This window comes from Actinophytocola glycyrrhizae (assembly GCF_042653545.1).
In the GTDB taxonomy this organism is placed as follows: domain Bacteria; phylum Actinomycetota; class Actinomycetes; order Mycobacteriales; family Pseudonocardiaceae; genus Actinophytocola; species Actinophytocola glycyrrhizae.
Genome location: NZ_JBHSIS010000003.1, coordinates 173,387 through 188,836, shown reverse-complemented (window position 1 = coordinate 188,836; position 15,450 = coordinate 173,387). Strand labels below are relative to the sequence as shown.

17 protein-coding genes are annotated in these 15,450 nt (G+C 71.3%); 8 read left to right on the top strand and 9 right to left on the bottom strand.

The genetic code is table 11. The features are described from left to right. The first annotated feature begins 37 nt into the window (after positions 1-37). The gene (locus ACFPCV_RS06995) at positions 38-688 is read left to right on the top strand and encodes an O-methyltransferase (protein ID WP_378055216.1); all 651 of its coding nucleotides are present in this window, start codon (positions 38-40) and stop codon (positions 686-688) included. A 270-nt stretch (positions 689-958) separates the two neighbouring features. Here ACFPCV_RS06995 and glgC read toward each other — a convergent pair whose 3' ends face one another. Further along, on the bottom strand, positions 959-2,179 hold the full coding sequence (gene glgC, locus ACFPCV_RS06990) for a glucose-1-phosphate adenylyltransferase (RefSeq protein ID WP_378055215.1): 1,221 nt from the start codon (positions 2,177-2,179) through the stop codon (positions 959-961). Positions 2,180-2,227: 48 nt separating this feature from the next. On the opposite strand from glgC, the gene glgA reads away from it, so the two are divergent. The 3 genes from glgA to ACFPCV_RS06975 all read left to right on the top strand — a co-directional run bounded on the left by glgA (position 2,228) and on the right by ACFPCV_RS06975 (position 4,435). Further along, positions 2,228-3,388: a glycogen synthase gene (gene glgA / locus ACFPCV_RS06985; RefSeq protein ID WP_378055214.1), complete on the top strand. Its 1,161-nt coding sequence runs from the start codon at positions 2,228-2,230 to the stop codon at positions 3,386-3,388. A gap of 4 nt (positions 3,389-3,392) precedes the next feature. After that, the gene (locus ACFPCV_RS06980; RefSeq protein WP_378055213.1) at positions 3,393-3,926 is read left to right on the top strand and encodes a GNAT family N-acetyltransferase; all 534 of its coding nucleotides are present in this window, start codon (positions 3,393-3,395) and stop codon (positions 3,924-3,926) included. Between the two features lie 62 nt (positions 3,927-3,988). After that, entirely contained in the window at positions 3,989-4,435 is a 447-nt protein-coding gene (locus ACFPCV_RS06975; protein ID WP_378055212.1) for a GtrA family protein, read from the top strand. 140 nt (positions 4,436-4,575) lie between these two features. Here ACFPCV_RS06975 and ACFPCV_RS06970 read toward each other — a convergent pair whose 3' ends face one another. Both ACFPCV_RS06970 and ACFPCV_RS06965 read right to left on the bottom strand, forming a co-directional pair. Then, a complete protein-coding gene (locus ACFPCV_RS06970) occupies positions 4,576-6,078 on the bottom strand; it encodes a leucyl aminopeptidase family protein (RefSeq protein ID WP_378055211.1) in 1,503 nt (500 codons plus the stop codon). 50 nt (positions 6,079-6,128) lie between these two features. Beyond that, positions 6,129-6,296, bottom strand: coding sequence for a DUF3117 domain-containing protein (locus ACFPCV_RS06965; RefSeq protein ID WP_075127418.1), 168 nt, complete (start codon positions 6,294-6,296; stop codon positions 6,129-6,131). A gap of 182 nt (positions 6,297-6,478) precedes the next feature. On the opposite strand from ACFPCV_RS06965, the gene ACFPCV_RS06960 reads away from it, so the two are divergent. Together ACFPCV_RS06960 and ACFPCV_RS06955 are read left to right on the top strand one after the other, a co-directional pair. Next, on the top strand, positions 6,479-7,279 hold the full coding sequence (locus ACFPCV_RS06960) for a PaaX family transcriptional regulator (protein WP_378055210.1): 801 nt from the start codon (positions 6,479-6,481) through the stop codon (positions 7,277-7,279). A gap of 10 nt (positions 7,280-7,289) precedes the next feature. Further along, positions 7,290-8,069 (top strand): enoyl-CoA hydratase-related protein, encoded by a 780-nt coding sequence (locus tag ACFPCV_RS06955; protein WP_378055209.1) that lies wholly within the window; start codon positions 7,290-7,292, stop codon positions 8,067-8,069. Positions 8,070-8,268: 199 nt separating this feature from the next. Here ACFPCV_RS06955 and ACFPCV_RS06950 read toward each other — a convergent pair whose 3' ends face one another. The 4 genes from ACFPCV_RS06950 to ACFPCV_RS06935 are packed head-to-tail and all read right to left on the bottom strand — an operon-like array spanning position 8,269 to position 10,772. Continuing rightward, positions 8,269-8,487, bottom strand: coding sequence for an exodeoxyribonuclease VII small subunit (locus tag ACFPCV_RS06950; protein WP_378055208.1), 219 nt, complete (start codon positions 8,485-8,487; stop codon positions 8,269-8,271). Then, a complete protein-coding gene (locus tag ACFPCV_RS06945; RefSeq protein WP_378055207.1) occupies positions 8,484-8,921 on the bottom strand; it encodes a sugar ABC transporter substrate-binding protein in 438 nt (145 codons plus the stop codon). Before ACFPCV_RS06945 ends, ACFPCV_RS06950 begins: the two co-directional genes overlap by 4 nt. Next, entirely contained in the window at positions 8,902-10,167 is a 1,266-nt protein-coding gene (gene xseA, locus ACFPCV_RS06940; RefSeq protein ID WP_378055206.1) for an exodeoxyribonuclease VII large subunit, read from the bottom strand. Before xseA ends, ACFPCV_RS06945 begins: the two co-directional genes overlap by 20 nt. Next, positions 10,164-10,772, bottom strand: a complete 609-nt coding sequence (locus tag ACFPCV_RS06935) for a lipid droplet-associated protein (protein WP_378055205.1) — start codon at positions 10,770-10,772, stop codon at positions 10,164-10,166. Before ACFPCV_RS06935 ends, xseA begins: the two co-directional genes overlap by 4 nt. 65 nt (positions 10,773-10,837) lie before the next feature. On the opposite strand from ACFPCV_RS06935, the gene ACFPCV_RS06930 reads away from it, so the two are divergent. Then, on the top strand, positions 10,838-11,806 hold the full coding sequence (locus tag ACFPCV_RS06930) for a 4-hydroxy-3-methylbut-2-enyl diphosphate reductase (protein ID WP_378055204.1): 969 nt from the start codon (positions 10,838-10,840) through the stop codon (positions 11,804-11,806). 52 nt (positions 11,807-11,858) lie between these two features. Here the strand turns inward: ACFPCV_RS06930 and ACFPCV_RS06925 are convergent, their stop codons facing one another. Further along, complete coding sequence (locus ACFPCV_RS06925; RefSeq protein WP_378055203.1) at positions 11,859-12,839, bottom strand: DUF6542 domain-containing protein; 981 nt, start codon at positions 12,837-12,839, stop codon at positions 11,859-11,861. A gap of 149 nt (positions 12,840-12,988) precedes the next feature. Further along, positions 12,989-13,981 (bottom strand): DNA recombination protein RmuC, encoded by a 993-nt coding sequence (rmuC, locus tag ACFPCV_RS06920; RefSeq protein WP_378055202.1) that lies wholly within the window; start codon positions 13,979-13,981, stop codon positions 12,989-12,991. A gap of 206 nt (positions 13,982-14,187) precedes the next feature. Here rmuC and ACFPCV_RS06915 point away from each other — a divergent pair, with 206 nt between their 5' ends. Further along, positions 14,188-15,372 carry an exonuclease SbcCD subunit D gene (locus tag ACFPCV_RS06915; protein WP_378055201.1) on the top strand — a complete coding sequence of 395 codons (1,185 nt, stop codon included), beginning with the start codon at positions 14,188-14,190 and terminating at the stop codon, positions 15,370-15,372. The last annotated feature ends 78 nt before the right edge of the window (positions 15,373-15,450 follow it).

The following is a 15,450-nucleotide window of genomic DNA, read 5'->3' as shown; positions in this document are numbered from 1 at the left end:
CCCGGTCCGGGCCCGGACAACGCTAATCTCACACTTCGTGGCATCCGATACGCCGACGATCGACTCGGACGCGTTGAACGCGTACGTCGAGGGCTACCTCACCGAGGACGACACGCTGGCCGCGGCCCGCAAGCGGGGAGTGCAGCTCGGCTGCGCCCCGATCACGCGGGCAGGCGGCTCCGCGCTGCGCTTCCTGGCAGCAGCGACACAGGCGAAAGCCGTGGTCGAGGTCGGCACCGGCGCCGGCGTCAGTGGCCTCTACCTGCTGCGCGGCATGGCGCAGGACGGGGTGCTCACGTCCATCGACGTGGACCCGGAACCGCAGGGCGCGGCGAAACGCACGTTCATGGAGGCGAAGATCGCGCCCGGCCGCACGCGCCTGATCATGGGCCGTGCCCTGGACGTGCTGCCCCGGCTGACCGAGGAGGCGTACGACCTGCTGTTCGTCGACGCCGCGAAGCAGGAGTACCCCGGGTACCACGAGCAGGGGGTGCGGCTGCTGCGCCCTGGTGGCGTGATCGCGTTCAGCAGCGTCCTGTGGTCGGGCGGGGTCGCGAACCCGGCCCGCCGGGACGCGGAGACCGTCGCGCTGCGGGAGGTCGCGAGAGTCGTGCGGGACGACGACCGTCTGGTCCCGGTACTGCTGCCGATCGGTGACGGCTTGCTGGTGGCGGCCAAGACGGGCTGACGCGGTCGCGGCGTCGCCACCGGGCCGCTGACGGAGGAGTCGCGGCCCGGCTCGCCTCGCTGTGTCGTCCCGGCGCCCGCTGAATCCGCTCGCACGCGCGTTGCCCAACCCCCACCCGATCCCGGGGGCGTCCCGCCGTGCCAGTCTACCGGTGGGGTACGACAGTCGAGGGCGTTCGCGGGCTACCTGTGGACAACTCACCCTGCTGTGGACAACTCAGCCGCCCAGTGGCTTCTGTCACATCCACGCGCACGGCCGCGAGGCCGCGGTTCACTCGACTCGTTCGCCCTTGCCGAGCACGACCACGCCGCCCGCCGACACGGTCCACCGCTGCCGGTCCGCGTCCAGGTCGACGCCGATCTCCGCGCCCTCGGAGACCTCCACGTTCTTGTCGAGGATCGCCCGCCGCACCACGGCGCCCTTGCCGACCCGCACGCCGGGCAGCAGCACGCTCCCCTCGACCTGCGCGCCGTCCTCGATCACCACGTCCGCGCTGATCACCGAGTCGCGCACCGACGACCCGGACACGATCGACCCCGGCCCGATGATCGACTCCACCGCGCTGCCCGAGTTCACGAACTTCGCGGGCGGCAGCGGCGGCGTCGCCGTCCGGATCGGCCACCGGTGGTTGTAGAGGTTGAACACCGGGTGCACGGACACCAGGTCCAGGTGCGAGTCGTAGTAGGCGTCGAGCGTTCCGACGTCCCGCCAGTACCCGCGGTCACGCTCGGTCGCGCCGGGCACCTCGTTGTCACCGAAGTCGTACACCCGCGCCTCGCCACGCCCGACCAGCATCGGGATGATGTCGCCGCCCATGTCGTGCATCGACTCGGGGTTGGCGGCGTCCTCCCGCAGCGCGTCGAGCAGCGTCTCCGTGCGGAACACGTAGTTGCCCATGGACGCGAACGTGACGTTCGGGTCGTCCGGCACCGATGGCGGCGCGGCGGGCTTCTCCAGGAACCGGGTGATCTTCCCGGACGCGTCCGAGTCGATGCAGCCGAACGCCCTCGCCTCGTTGCGCGGCACGCGGATCCCGGCGACGGTCACCCCCGCACCCGCGTCGACGTGCTCCTCGACCATCTGCGAGGGGTCCATCCGGTAGACGTGGTCGGCGCCGAACACCACGATGTGGTCCGGTTTCTCGTCGTAGACGAGGTTCAGCGACTGGAAGATCGCGTCCGCGCTGCCGGTGTACCACCTCGGTCCGAGCCGCTGCTGCGCGGGCACCGGGGTGATGTACTGCCCCAGCACGCTCGACAGCCGCCACGTGGTCGAGATGTGCCGGTCCAGTGAGTGCGACTTGTACTGCGTGAGCACGCATAACCGGTGGTAACCGGCGTTCACCAGGTTGGACAGCACGAAGTCGATCAGCCGGTAGTTGCCACCGAACGGCACCGCGGGTTTGGCTCTGTCAGCGGTGAGCGGCCACAGCCGCTTCCCTTCACCCCCGGCGAGCACGATCGCGAGCACGTGTGGCTGCTGGCCCTTCACGTGGCTGACCCTAACCGCGTTCGCACTGGTACGGCTACCTTGGGCCATGTGCGTATCGGGCTGTTGACTCGGGAATGGCCGCCGGAGGTCTACGGCGGCGCTGGCGTTCACGTCGAGTTCCTCGTTCCGAGGTTGCGCGAGCTGGTCGACGTCGACGTGCACTGTTTCGGCGGGCCGCGCTCCGGCGAGGGCGTCCACTCGCACAACCCGGCAGCGGGCCTCGAGCGGGCCAACCAGGCGTTGCGGACGTTGTCGGCGGACCTGTCGATCACCGCGGCCGTCGACGGCGCCGACCTCGTGCACTCGCACACGTGGTACGCCAACCACGCGGGGCACCTCGCGAAGATCCTCTACGACGTCCCGCACGTGGTCACCGCGCACTCGCTGGAGCCGCGCAGACCGTGGAAGGCCGAGCAGCTCGGCGGCGGCTACCGGCTGTCGTCGTGGGTGGAGCGGACGGCGTACGAGTCGGCGGACGCGATCATCGCGGTGAGCGAGGGCATGCGCACCGACGTGCTCGGCTGCTACCCGGCGCTCGACCCGCAGCGGGTGCGGGTGGTGCGCAACGGCATCGACTCGTCGGCCTACCACCCGGTGGCGGAGTCGGACGCGCTGCGGCACTACGGCGTGGACCCGGATCGCCCGATCGTGGTGTTCGTCGGGCGGATCACCCGGCAGAAGGGTGTCGGGCACCTGATCGCGGCCGCGCACCAGATCGACCCCGAGGCGCAGCTGGTGCTGTGCGCAGGCGCGCCGGACACACCGGAGATCGCGCGGGAGACGACGGCGGCGGTGTCGGAGCTCGCGGCTGCGCGGCCGGGCGTGTACTGGATCCAGAAGATGCTGCAGCCCGCGGAGGTGCGGCAGTTCCTGAGCCACGCGACGGTGTTCGTGTGCCCGTCGGTGTACGAGCCGCTCGGCATCGTGAACCTGGAGGCGATGGCGTGCGGCACGGCGGTCGTCGCGTCGGACGTCGGCGGCATCCCCGAGGTCGTGGCCGATGGCAGGACCGGTCTGCTGGTGCACTACGACGAGGCGGACGAGTCCGCGTTCCGGTCGGGTCTCGCGGACGCCGTGAACCGGCTGCTCGCCGACCCGTACCGGGCGAAGCTGATGGGCGACGCCGGCCGGGAACGGGCGGTCACGGAGTTCTCGTGGGCGTCGGTGGCCGAGCAGACGGTGGCGGTGTACCGGTCGGTGCTGGGCTGAGCACATGCGCGAACAGCTCGGGTCCGGCGAGGTGACGTTGCGGCGCTGGCGCGAGCAGGACGCGCCGGTGCTGTACCAGGTCGTGCGGGAGTCGATGGCGCATCTGCGGCCGTGGATGGCGTGGGTGGCGGATGGCTACCCGCCGGAAGCGGCGGCGGCGTTCGTGGCGAGCACGGGGCCCGACTGGGAGCGGGGCGCGGCGTTCAACTACGCGATCTTCGTGTCGGGCAGGCTGGCCGGCGCGGCGAGCCTGATGGCGCGGATCGGCCCCGGTGGGCTGGAGCTGGGGTACTGGCTGCACCCGGGTCACGTCGGCCGGGGCGTGGCGACCCGGACGGCTTCGCTGCTGGTGGCGGAGGCCTTCCGGACCGGGGCACAACGGGTGGAGATCGTCACGGACGTGGCGAACACGCGCAGCGCGGCGGTACCGAAGCGGCTCGGTTTCGTGGTGGTGGACCGGCGGCCGCCGCAGGAGCCGGTCACTCCGGGCGAGGACGGTCTGGACGTCATCTGGCGGCTGAACCCTGACCGGGGTTGATCCGGGGAAGCTCAGGGAAGTTCCTGAGAGCGTGTTCAGCCCGGGCCCAATAGCTTCGACGCATGGCACCTCCACGCATCCGACTGGCCCGTTTCACGGTGGCGTCCGGGATCGCCACCGGGATCAGCCAGGTCGTGCTGCTGGCGGTGTACGGCTTGACGAGCGTGGACGCGACGACGGCGAGCACGGTCGCGTTCCTGGCCGGTTCGGTGCCGCATTTCCTGATGGTCCGGTACTGGGCGTGGCCCGCGGGCAAGCTGCGCTCACAGTTGACGACGTACCTGACGGTGACGTTGGTCGGCGGGGTGGCGTCGATCGCGCTGACGACGGCCGCGGAGGCCCTGGTGCTGCCGCTGCTGCCCAGCCGCTGGCAGCCGGTGGCGCTGACGCTGAGCTACCTGGCGGCGAGCGGCCCGGTCTTCCTCGCCAAGTTCGCGGTCTTCGACCGCGTGTTCGCGGCCCGCACCCGCCGCTACCGCCCACTGGCGACCCCGGCAACAGCCAGCTGACCTGCGAAATCCGCGAACCGGCCGGAACGCAACCCCCACCCGAACCCGGGGGCGTCCCGCCATGCCAGTCTACCGGCTCCCACCGACAGAACAAGGCCCGCGAGCTCAACTGTGGACAACCGACGCGGCTGTGGACAACCTCAGGCGTGCGCCGCCACCAGCTCCACGAGAGTGCGTGCCGCGAACCCGGTCGCACCCGCGCTGACCTCGTCGTACGTGCGGTCCGAACGAGCAGGGCCCGCGATGTCAAGGTGCGCCCACGGCAGCCCGCCCGTGAACTCGCGCAGGAACATCGCCGCCGCGATGCCGCCCGGTCCAGGCGGGCACTGGCGCACGTCCGCGATCTCGCTGCGCACGGCGTCCGCGAACTCGTCGGCCACCGAACCGGCGTCCGTGCCCAGCGGCATCCGCCACCAGCGTTCGCCCGCGGCTTCGCCCGCCGCCAGCACCCGCGACGCCACCGCGTCGGTCGACGCGAACAGGCCGCCGATCCGCAGGCCGAGCGACACCTTCATCGCGCCGGTCAGCGTCGCGACGTCGACGATCAGGTCCGGTGCCAGCCGGTCCACCGCGTATGCCAGCGCGTCCGCCATCACCATGCGGCCCTCGGCGTCGGTGTTCGTCACCTCGGTCGTGCGGCCGCCGTAGTGGCGCACGACGTCACCGGGCCGGTAGGCCGACCCGGACAGGTGGTTCTCCGCGCACGACACCAGCCCGGTCACCCGCACGTCCAGCCCGAGCCGCGCGATCGCCTCCACCGCGGCGATCACCGCCGCGCCGCCGGACATGTCGGTGCGCATCACGTGCATGCCGTCGGCGGGCTTGACCGAGATGCCGCCCGTGTCGAACGTGATGCCCTTGCCGACCAGCACGATGTGCGGTGCCTTCGCGGTCGGCCGCCACGTCAGCTCGACGAACCGCGGCGGGCGCGCCGAGCCGCCACCCACCGCGAGCACCCCGCCGAAGCCCTGCACCGCCAGCCACTTCTCGTCCCGCACGACGACGTCCGCGACCTTGCCCGCGGTACGGACCGCCATCCGCGCGAGCCACGCCGGGTCCTTGACGTTCGACGGCGTGTTCGCGAGGTCCCGCGCCAGCGCGGTCGCCTGCGCGAGCACGGCCGCACGCCGCACCGGCTCGTCGAGCGCCGGGTCGGTGGTGATCAGCCGGATCGTGCGCACCGTCGGCGGCGCCACCTCCGACGTCACGGCGAACCGGTACCCGCCCAGCCGCAGCCCGCACACCAGCTCGCTGACCTCGTCCGGACCGACGGACGAGGGCAGCTCCAGCTGCAGCGTCCGCTCCAGGGACCGGCCCGCGTCGGCGTCCTTCGCCATCCGCGCGTTGAGTGCCTTGGTCAGCGCGGCGCCCGCGGTGCGCCACTGCGCGGGGGTGCCGTCCCCGACGCCCGCGACCCACCGCACCGAGGATCCCGCCGGGCCGGGCTGGACCTCACCGGCCTTGCCGGTCAGCTCGACGGCACTGACCCACTCGCCGGTCAGCTCTTCCCCCCGAGCTGACATCGACGCGGGTGCCGCGTCTCCCGATCGGCACACCACGGCGAGCGGGGTTCCCCGCCGCGCCGTGGTGATCACCTCTACATCGGGAAGTGTCGTCGGTAACCCGGGCACCGAGGTTTGCAACGGACCTCCATACTCGACGGATCCCTGATCAGAGAATCCACTCTGGACCGTCAGCCAGCCGCGGCCTTCAACGCGTCACCCAGGGCACTTGCCTCCTCAGCCGACATCTCGACTACGAGGCGCCCACCGCCCTCTAGTGGGACGCGCATCACGATGCCCCGACCCTCCTTGGTCACCTCGAGGGGACCGTCCCCGGTCCGGGGCTTCATGGCCGCCATAGCGTGCTCCCTCCGTCATAGCCTGCCACCTCGGCCGGACTCACCCGGCCAAAGACCCTGACATTCTCCCCTATGGCATCTCGCCGGTGAAATCGAACCGATCACTTGCGTGTCGATGACCGGCCAAGACGCGTCCGAACGCACTGGCGCGCGGCCGCCTCGCACTGACAGACTCGAAAATCGTGCGAGCCCGGTCCGCGCTGTTCGACGTGTTCGGCAGCTACCTCAGAGCCAGAGGTGGCCATGCCGCGATCGCCGCACTGGTCCGTTTGCTCGAACCCCTGGGCTTCGAACCACCCGCCATCCGCACGGCCGTGTCCAGAATGGTCCGGCAGGACTGGCTGCGCCCGGTGCGGCTGGAGGACGGGCCCGGCTACGCGCTCACCAGGCGCGCGGAGCGGCGGCTCGACGAGGCCGCCGCCCGCATCTACCGCACCCATCCCTCCACTTGGGACGGCCGCTGGCACGTGCTGGTGCTGGAGGAGCTGCCGACGCGCGGCGCCCGCGACCGGCTCGACTCTTCCCTGCGACTGATCGGCTACGGGCCGTTGGGGCCCACGACGTGGGTCGCGCCGCGGCCGTCGCCGGAACTCGCGGACCTCCTCGAGGCCGAGCGGATCGCGGGCAGGCTGTTCCACGGCGAGCACGACGGCGACGACGCGGACCTCGCGGCCCGCGCGTGGGACCTGGACGCGCTGGGCGCGGACTATGCCGCTTTCGTGACCGAGTGGCTACCGATCGTTTCCGCTGTGGACGGTTCGCGGCCCGCCGAGGCGTTCGCGGCGTCGCAGCGGCTGCTGCACGCGTGGCGCAAGTTCCTGTTCCGCGACCCCGGCCTGCCCGAGAAGGTGCTGCCGAAGGAGTGGGCGGGCACGGCGGCCGCGGAGTTCTTCGACGAGCACACCGCGCGGCTCGCACCCGCCGCGGAGAGTTTCCTGTCCGAATGCCTCAGCCGAGGCGCCCGAACCAGGTCCAGTGCATGAGGAGGATGTCTTGACGTCGCTGCTGGTCGAGGACCATGAGGGTGTTCGCACGTTCACCCTCAACCGCCCGGAGGCGTACAACTCGCTGACGGTGGAACTGAAGGAGACGTTGCGCGACGGCCTGGCCGACGCGGCGGCGGACCCGGCGGTGCGGGCGGTGGTGCTGACCGGTGCAGGCAAGGCGTTCTGCGCTGGTCAGGACCTGAAGGAGCACGTGGCGGCGCTGCAGTCGGACGACCCGGCGCCGTTCAGGACCGTCGAGGAGCACTACAACCCGATCGTCCGCACTCTCACGACGATGGGCAAGCCGGTGATCGCGGCGGTGAACGGCATGGCGGCCGGCGCGGGCGCGTCGTTCGCCTACGCGTGCGACCTGCGCGTCGCGGCCCCGGGCGCGAAGTTCCTGATGGCGTTCGCCACGATCGGCCTGACCGCGGACTCCGGCGCGTCGTGGACGCTGCCGAGGCTGATCGGTCACGGCCGCGCGATGGAAATGATGCTGCTGGCGAAGCCGGTGACGGCCGAACAGGCACTGTCGATCGGCATGGTGACCGAGGTGGCGGAGGACGCGCTGGCGACCGCGCAGGAGTTGGCGTCGCGCATGGCGACGGGCCCGACAACGGGCTACGCGAAGATCAAGGAAGCACTGCTGACAGCGGCGGGCGCCGACCTGGAAACCGCATTGGCGAAGGAAAACGAGGGCCAGACACTGCTGGGCGGAACAGCGGACCACCGCGAAGCGGTGGACGCGTTCGTCACCAAACGAACCCCGGCCTTCAAAGGCCACTGAGGGACCTGCGAACAACACCAGGCGGGAAGCCGCACGTTCAGGCACGAACAGCGGGCCGCGTGCGGCTTCCCGCCTCACGCGCGTTGCCCAACCCCCACCCGATCCCGGGGGCGTCCCGCCGTGCCAGTCTACCGGTGGGGTACGACAGTCGAGGGCGTTCGCGGGCTACCTGTGGACAACTCACCCTGCTGTGGACAACTCAGCGCGCGGCGTTCTCCGACTCCGCTGCCGCCAGTGCCGACTCGATGCGTTCCTTCGCGCCCGCGAGGTGGCGGTCGCAGAGTTTGGCCAGTGCCTCACCGCGTTCCCACAGTGCGAGCGAGTCCTCGAGGGACAGGCCACCCGCCTCCAGCCTGGCCACCACCTCCGCCAGCTCGTCGCGGGCGGCCTCGTAGTCGAGGGTCGGGTCGTCGCTCACTGGGCGTGGGTCTCCAATCGGCTGTGCGCGTTCACCAGTGCGGCGGCCACCGCCTGGTCGTATCCGACGAACGCCTCCGCGAAGTCGGCGCCGTCGCGTTCGGCGACCGCCTCCTCGATGCGTTCGAGTGCGGCGCTCACCCGATGCCGGTGCTGCGAGCCGCGGCCCAGCCACCAGCGCATCCCGGCGTAGTCGGACGTCGCCTCGGACAACGCGCGCAACCGTACCGGGAGCGTGCGGCAGCCCGGCGCGTCGCAGCCCGCGAGCAGCGCGGCCCAGCAGTCGGCGGCGGCCGCGTCGGCCTCCTTCGCCATGCGGGACACGACGTCGGCGGGTGCGCGCAACGCCGGCTCGGTGACCGAGGCGCGGGTGACCACGTTGGTGGTCTCGATGGTCAATGGCAGGAACGTGGGCTCACGATCCAGTCTCGGCACCGCTACCTCCGCTCGCGTCACCCCTGCCGGACGCGATCGCGTGCACCGCGCCATCGGCGACACGGACCCGAAGACGGGTCCCGTCCGGCGCCTCTGCCGTCGAGCGGAGCACTCGCGGGTTGCCTTCTTCGTCGACCCGCTGCACGACCGCGTATCCGCGCGCAAGCGTGGCGGCTGGCCCGAGCGTCGTCAAGCGCGCCCTCGTGTGGTCCAGCGCCGCTCGTTCGGCGGTCACGAGCGCGGCCATCGCCCGCCGTGACCGCTCCACGAGCATGTTGACCTGCGCACTCCGTTGCTCCAGCGGCGTGATGGGATCGGCGAGAACCGGCCGGCTGCGCAGCGCGGTCAGCAGGTGGCGCTCACGATCCACCCATCCGTGCAGCGCCCGGCGCGCCCGGTCGCGGAGCTGGCGCACCCGCGCGGTCTCCTCGGTGATGTCCGGCACGACCCGCTTGCCGGCGTCGGTCGGCGTCGAGCACCGGATGTCGGCCACGTGGTCGAGCAGCGGCGTGTCCTGTTCGTGCCCGATCGCGCTCAGTACGGGCGTGCGGCACCCCGACACCTCGCGCAGGAGCGTCTCGTCGGAGAACGGCAGCAGGTCCTCGACGCTGCCGCCGCCCCGGGCGATCACGATGACGTCCACATTCTTGTCCCGGTCGAGCGCACCAAGGGCGTCGACGATCTGCGGCACGGCGAACGCGCCCTGCACGGCGACGTTCTCCACCCGGAACCGCACGGCGGGCCACCGGGCACGGGCGTTGACCATCACGTCGTGCTCGGCGGCCGACGCGCGTCCGGTGATCAGACCGACGGTGTGCGGCAGGAACGGCGGCTTCCGCTTGCGGCGCGGGTCGAACAGACCCTCCGCGGCGAGGAGCTTGCGCAGGCGCTCGATGCGCGCGAGCAGTTGGCCGATGCCAACCGCGCGGATCTCGTCCGCCCGCAGCGACAGGGTGCCGCGGCCGATGAAGAACGCGGGCCGCGCGTGCAGGATCACGCGGGTGCCGTCGGTCAGCGGCGGCTGGTGTTCGCGGAGCACACCGGTCGGGCAGGTGACGGTCATCGAGACGTCCGCGGCCGGGTCCCGCAGGGTGATGAACGCGGTGCCGGTGCCCGGCCGGTTGGAGATCTGCGTGACCTGGCCCTCGACCCACACGTCGCCGAGGCGGTTGATCCAGTCGGCGACCTTGCGCGCGACGGTCCGCACCGGCCACGGTTTCTCCGGACTGGTGGCGGGGTCGGTCACGTCTGGTCGCGGACGGTCGCGATGCGCCGCGTCAGCATGCCGACGAACGACGGGCGGTTGCCGTGGGCGCGTTCGTACTCGAGCAGCTCGGCGAGCTCGTCGGGGGTGAAGCGGCGCAGGCGGGCACGCAGCTGCGGCAGCGACAGGTCGTCGTAACCGGTCGCCTCGGGCAGCGGACGGCCGGCCTCGTGCGCCGCGGTCTCCTCCGCGATCGCCTGCTCTTCCTGCGTCCACGGGTCGGGTGTGGCGAACGTCTCGGTGCCCGAGGTGTGGTGACCGTTACGCCGGTCGTCCTCGTCGTCGACCCGGTCGAACGCCGACTCGAACGGCGCCGGCTTGCTGAAGTCGAAGCCGTCGTCCGCCACGTCCTCGTCGAAGGTCGCCCATTCCGGCGTCTCCTCGACGGGACGGAGACCGGAGAGCACCTCGTCGCCACGGATCGCCAGCTCGGTGACCTGCTGTTGCACACGCATCGAGACCTGCAGGGCCTGGCTCGCCACGGTGACCGGCAGCCCGGCGATCTTGGCGGGCAGCGTGCGGGCCTGTTCCACGGCCGTGACGGCGAGACCGGCCGCAACCCGGATGGGGAGCGGGAGTGACTTCATGTGTCTAGCCTGCACCAGTCCAGCCGATCTGCCTACACAGGTGTCCGGTCCGTACGCTGGGTGCCATGACCAAGCGAGTTCTGCTGGCCAAGCCGCGCGGGTACTGCGCTGGGGTCGACCGCGCCGTCGTGACCGTCGAGAAGGCGCTCGAGACCTACGGCGCGCCCGTCTACGTGCGGAAGGAGATCGTCCACAACAAGCACGTGGTCGAGACCCTCACCGAACGCGGCGCCATCTTCGTCGACGAGGCGGACGAGGTGCCGGAGGGAGCGCTCGTGGTGTTCTCCGCGCACGGCGTGTCGCCCGCGGTGCACGAGCAGGCCGAGTCCCGGCAGCTGCGCACCATCGACGCGACCTGTCCGCTGGTGACGAAGGTCCACCAGGAGGCCAAACGCTTCGCCCGCGACGACTACGACATCCTCCTCATCGGCCACGAGGGCCACGAGGAGGTCGAGGGCACGGCTGGTGAGGCACCCGAGCACGTGCAGCTCGTCGACACGGCCGAGGACGCCGCGAAGGTCACCGTCCGCGACCCGTCGAAGGTCGTGTGGCTGTCGCAGACCACGCTGTCCGTCGACGAGACGATGGTCCGCGTCAACCAGCTCAAGGGCCGTTTCCCCGAGTTGCAGGACCCGCCGAGCGACGACATCTGCTACGCCACCCAGAACCGCCAGGTCGCGGTGAAGGCGATGGCCCCCGACTGTGACCTGGTGATCGTGGTCGGGTCCCAGAACTCGTCCAACTCCAAGCGACTTGTCGAGGTGGCGCTCCAGGCGGGCGCGAAGGCGTCGTACCTGGTCGACTACGCACGCGAGGTCGACGAGGCATGGCTCGACGGCGTCGAGACCGTCGGCGTGACGAGCGGCGCGTCCGTGCCGGACATCCTGGTGATGGACCTGCTGTCGTGGCTCGCCGACCGCGGTTACGGCGAGGTCCAGGAAGTCACCACGGCCAACGAGAAGGTCGCGTTCGCCCTCCCGCGTGAGCTGCGCAAGGCATTGAAGGACAACGACCTCCAGGGCAGCGTCCGCTGACCGGTCCGCCGGGCGGCGGTCACTGCCGCGGCACCGCACACGTCGTGCCGGGTCAGCGGTAGCTCTCCGGCGGGCGACGGCGCGGGGAACGTCCCTGCCCACCACCGCGCCCGTCGCGGCCCTCGCGGCCATCGTCCCGGCCCGAGTCGCGACGACCGCGCTCGTCCCGGGACTTGGACTTGGACTTGCCACCGTCGGCCCCCGGCTCACGTCGACGCGGCGACGGCTCACCGCCACGACCCCGCCGGGGCGCGTCCGCGGGCGGCTCACCCCGGCCACGCTCCGGCCGACCGGCACCGGCATCCCGGCGCCGCGGTTCACGACCGGAGTCCCGCCCGCCCTCACGACCCGCCGAGGGCTCAGGTGAGGGGCGCGGTGCACGGCCCGTCGAGCGACGCGCGACACCATCGTCGGGCGGTGGCAGCTCTTCCATCTCCGGACGGCCACGGCGTGGTGGCGTTCCCGCCCGGTCCTTGCCCGACCGCTCCCGGTCGCGTCCAGCGATGTCCTGCCCCGGCTCGTCGTCGAGACCGATGTCGGTCCCGCGCTGCCTCGGCGGGTTCGACCGCACCTCCGGGTCGGGGTCGCGCTCGCGCCACCACCGGTACAGCCCGATGAGGACGACCACGCCGGTCGTGATGCCCATCGTCGGGAAGTTGCTCGTCAACGGCAGAGCGACCGACAGGAGCAGCTTCATCCCGCCGCCTGACGACTCGTCGCTCAGCAGCGCGACCGCACCCACCGCGGTGATCGCGAAGATCAGCGGCGGTTGCACCATCGGCCCGAACAGACTTCGCCTACGCACGAGACAGACCGCACCAACGCAGCCGACCACGAAGGCGCCCTGGTAGATCTTCCCCAGGGTGTCCTGCAGCTTCATGTCGACGAACGCGGCGATCGCCGTCAGGCCGAACGCCAGCAGGACCGCCGCCCACCACTGCAGGCCACGGAACTGCCCGATGATGGGACGGTCGTCCCACGCCAGTTCGGCATCTACTTCGGGATCGCTCCTGCGATCGCGGGTCGCGGTCACGGCGCACACGTTAGTAGGTTTGCGCACTCGTCCGGCCAGCGTTCTGAAAACGGCACCCCTGATGCCACCCCATGATGTGAACCAGGACACAGCCGATCACTGTCCGCTGCCGGTGCTCCGCGGGCAGGCCCGTATTGAGTTGTGGGTGGTCAACGATCCAGAGGCACCTCCACCTCCGGCAGTTCGCCGTACTGCTCAGCGGGCTGTGCGTCACGCGCAGTAGGCGAGGAGTTCGTGACGATCTCGTCGGACCGCCGTACCGCGGGGAGTGGCGTCGGACTGGCCGCCGCCTCGGTCAACGGCACGACCGCGGACGTGAACTGGTTCAGCGCGTCCAGCTCACGACGCCGGGCCTGCAGGAACCGCTGCAGGTGCGTGCTCGACACGTTGACCGCGTCCACCGCGCCCTCCGCCGCCCGGTGCGCGGCGAGGGCCTGCCCGCGCAGCGCGTCGATGTCGGCGGCGAGCACCCGTTCGCTGGCCGCGAGCATCGCCGCGGACGCGATCACCGCGAACCCCGTCGGCCCGCACACGAAGACCCGCCGGTCCAGCAGCCAGCGCAGCAGGTCGGAGTCGGTGTCCAGCGCGGCGACCACCGCGGCGTCGGACGGGACGAACATGATCGTGCCGTAGATCGCGTCCGCCCACCGCTGGTAGCCCTTGCCCGCGAGTTCGGTCGCCCTGGACCGGATGTTGCGCACGTGCACCCGCAACGCGTCCGCGCGCTCCTCCGGGTCGTCGGTCTCGACCGCCTCCATCCAGCAGGCGATCGTCATCTTGGCGTCGACCGGCACGAGCCTGCCGTCGCCGACCGACAGCAGCATGTCCGGCCGCACGGACCCGCCGCCTGCCACGTCGGTCTGCAGTGTGAAGTGCAGGCCCTCCCGCAGACCGAGCGACCGCGCGGTCTCCACGAGCACCTGCTCGCCGAGCTCACCCCGGCCACTGATCGACGCGAACATGACCTCGTAGCGACGCAGGGCCGCGGCGTGCGCGTCGGACCGGTCGCGCTCCTCGCGCACGGCCGAGACGGCGTCGTCCAGCCTGCGCTGGCTGTCGTTGTACAGCCGCCGGAACAACGCCGCTCCGCCGATGAGGAGGAGCAGCAACACGAACGCGACGGTGCCGAACACCGCTTCCACTGACGTCCCCTTTCTCGGGCCGGGTCGAGTGCAACGCATCATGGACCAGGGCACCGACAATTCCGGGCTGCGCGACGCGGCGGGGTCGTGCATATCGCATGAATGGACCGTTCGTACGGCTATTTTGGCGGCTTTCCTGGGCCCTTCACCCATTCGAGTGGCGCGCCTGCTGGGATTTGTCGGTGCCGGGTCCTAGCTTGGCTGCCATGCGAGTGCTGCACACCTCCGACTGGCACGTGGGACGGATGTTCCACGGCCGGGATCTGCTAGCCGACCAGGAGTCCGTGTTGAGCGGACTGGCCGACCTGGTGGCCGACGAGCAGGTCGATGTCGTCGTGGTGTCCGGCGACCTCTACGACCGCGCGGTGCCCTCCGGCGAGGCGGTGTCGGTCTGCACCCGGGTGCTCGACCGGATCCGCCAGGCCGGCGCGCGGTTGGTGATCACGCCGGGGAACCACGACTCGGCACCGCGGCTCGGCGCGTTCTCCGAGTTCGCGGCGGCCGGGGGGCTGCACCTGCGCACCAGGGTCGCCGAGCTCGACCGGCCGGTGGTGCTGGCGGACAGGTACGGCCCCGTCGCGCTCTACGGGATCCCGTACCTGGAGCCGGAACCCGCGCGGCACTCGCTGGGCATCGACGCGGCTGGGCATGCCGGTGTGCTGACGGAGGCGATGCGGCGGGTGCGCGCCGATCTCGTCTCACGCGGCGCTGGTGTGCGGTCCGTCGTGCTCGCCCACGCGTTCGTCACCGGCGGCGCCCCGAGCGCGTCGGAGCGGACGATTTGCGTCGGCGGAGTCGAACAGGTCGCCGGCACCGTGTTCGACGGCGTCGACTACGTGGCGCTCGGCCACCTCCATGGGCCCCAGCGGCTGGCCGAGCACCTGCGTTACTCCGGCAGTCCGCTCGCGTACTCGTTCTCCGAAGCACGGCACCGCAAATCCGTGTGGCTGGTGGATCTGGACGCGGGCGGGCTCTCCGGGGTGGAGCGGCGGGAACTGCCGGTCCCGCGCGCCCTCGCCACGGTCACGGCGAACCTCGACGAGCTGCTCACCGCTGACGAGCACGAGCGGCTGGCCGACTGCTACCTGTCGGTGGAGCTGACCGACCGGGTGCGGCCGACGGACGCGTTGCGCCGCCTGCAGAAACGGTTCCCGCACGCTGTGCACGTGGACTGGCGGCCGGCCAGTGGTTCGCTTGCCACACCGATGCGTTACGCCACGACCGTGCGAGACCGGTCCGACCACGACGTGGCGTGTGACTTCGTCACCGACTGCCGGGGCGCGGAGCCCACCGGGAGCGAGCGCGCGCTCCTGCGTGAGGCTTTCGCGGCGGTGGCGAACGACGAGCGTGCGGAACTCGCGCGGCAGCGCGGGAGCAGGGAGGCCGCATGACCTACTGCTTACCGCGGGCCGTCCGTGGCCGGCGCCGAGCATGCGCGGCACCGTCCGCGGACGGGACCCGGCCCGCCG